This window comes from Streptomyces sp., from assembly GCF_050698815.1.
GTDB lineage: Bacteria > Actinomycetota > Actinomycetes > Streptomycetales > Streptomycetaceae > Streptomyces.
Genome location: NZ_JBOHCV010000555.1, coordinates 1 through 1,688 on the forward strand (window position 1 = coordinate 1; position 1,688 = coordinate 1,688).

The window sequence follows — 1,688 nt, forward strand, 5'->3', positions numbered from 1 at the left end:
GAGCGGGCTTGCGGCACGCCGTGGACGCAGCTGGGGCACTGGTACGACGAGAGGCGCGCGCGGGCCGAGTCCGCGGCCGCCGCCGCGGGCACCGGTGACGATGATGCGCCCGAGGACGACGTGTGCCCGCGGGTGGCGCGGCCCGTGGTGGCGCATGCCGTACGGACGGTCGTCGATCAGGCGGCGGCCGGACTTCCCGAGGCATGGCGCCGGTCCGTGCGGGACGCTGCCTGGCGCGGCGCCGACGGACTGCCGGAAGCACTGGACGAGGTCGTGGGCGAAGGAGAGGAGCCCGGGGGCGCGCTGCCGAAGCCGCCCCGTGCGGTGTGGTGGACCGCCGCCTTCGCGGGGCAGGCGGCGCTGCTGGCGCTGCAGTTGGTGGGCGTGGTGTGGGTGCTGGGTACGGCGGCCGGGGTGACCCTCGGCGCGGGCTGGATGGCGGTGGCGCTGCTGGTCGGCGGTGCGCTCGGCGGGTCGTTGCTGGCCTGGGTGTGCCGGATCGCGGCCGGCGGACCGGCGGAGGCGTACGGGAGGCGGGAGGAGATGCGGCTGCGGCGGCTCGTGGAGGGGTGCGGAGAGTCCCGGGTGCTGAAGCCGGTGGCCACGGAGATGCTGCGCTACCGCGAGGTACGGGAGCAGTACGTGATCGCCGCGAGTGAAGCGCAGGGTCTGTAGGCAGGCGCGCTGTCCGGGCGAACGGGCGGACGGGTGGGCGACGGCCCGCCAAGTGCCCCGTCCGGGTGATCGAGTTGTCCACAACTCTCCGGTACTCCCCAGCTCGGAGCGGCTTTTCACGGATCGGCGCATGCTGAGTTCCCAGACAGCCAGCCCGGTTCGGGGGAACGGCCCGGGAGACAGGGGGAGGCGGTTCGCATGAACGAGGCGCATGTGACGGTCGTCGGAAACACCGCGACGCAGGTGGACTTCAAGACGTCCGCGGCGGGGGTGCCGGTGGCCAGGTTCCGGCTCGCCAGCACCGTGCGGCGCTTCGACCAGCAGCGGGGCGGCTGGTCGGACGCCTACACGAGCTTCTACACCGTCTGGGCGTGGCGGGCCCTGGCGGCCAACGTCGCGTCCTCGGTGACCGTGGGGGAGCCGGTCATCGTGACCGGGCAGCTGAGAATCCAGGAGACGGAGCGTGACGGGCGGCACTTCGTCTCGGCCGACCTGCTGGCCTCGACGATCGGGCACGACCTCTCGCGCGGCACGTCCGCCTTCGTCCGGGTGACCGCGGCCCGGCCGGGCCTGGTGCCCACGGTGGGAGACGGCGCCGAGGGCATGGCGACAGCCGGAGCGGAAGCTCGCGTTCCAGGTCAGTCGCCCGCGCCGTGATCGTCCCGGTCCGCCGGATTCGCTGATAACGATTGCGAGTCGGAACGCATGTGCGAGCGGATTGGTGGGGACCGGGCCGCACCCGCTCCTTACGATCTCCGCGTAGCTGACGGGGATTCAGAGCCTTGCGGCGGGACGCGATCTGCTCGACCACGTGGTCGTCACGTCGACCGCGGTGCAGTCGTGCCGTCCCGCCCCGGAGGGGAAGTCCATGAGCCGTGTTCGCAGGGCCGTGACCGTCATGGGCGGGCGCCTGCCCGCTCGTGGCGGCCGGGTTGTCGCCGCCACGACGCGCGCCGCGCTGGCCACGGCGTTGCTCGCCGGCGGCGCGCTGGCCGGGGCGGGCACTGCCGCGG

At 73.8% G+C, this 1,688-nt stretch carries 1 protein-coding gene and 1 pseudogene; both read left to right on the forward strand.

Annotated features, from left to right (window positions below; translation table 11 throughout):
* Nucleotides 1-675 (forward strand): annotated as a pseudogene (locus tag ACRDP3_RS20040) (ATP-binding protein); the annotation flags it as partial.
* 198 nt (nucleotides 676-873) lie between these two features.
* A complete protein-coding gene (locus tag ACRDP3_RS20045) occupies nucleotides 874-1,332 on the forward strand; it encodes a single-stranded DNA-binding protein (RefSeq protein WP_431518353.1) in 459 nt (152 codons plus the stop codon).
* Nucleotides 1,333-1,688 lie beyond the last annotated feature (356 nt).

What these genes read in the sequence shown, in the direction of transcription:
- ACRDP3_RS20045 (WP_431518353.1), top strand. Translation starts at nt 874, where the DNA reads ATGAACGAGGCGCATGTGACGGTCGTCGGAAACACCGCGACGCAGGTG.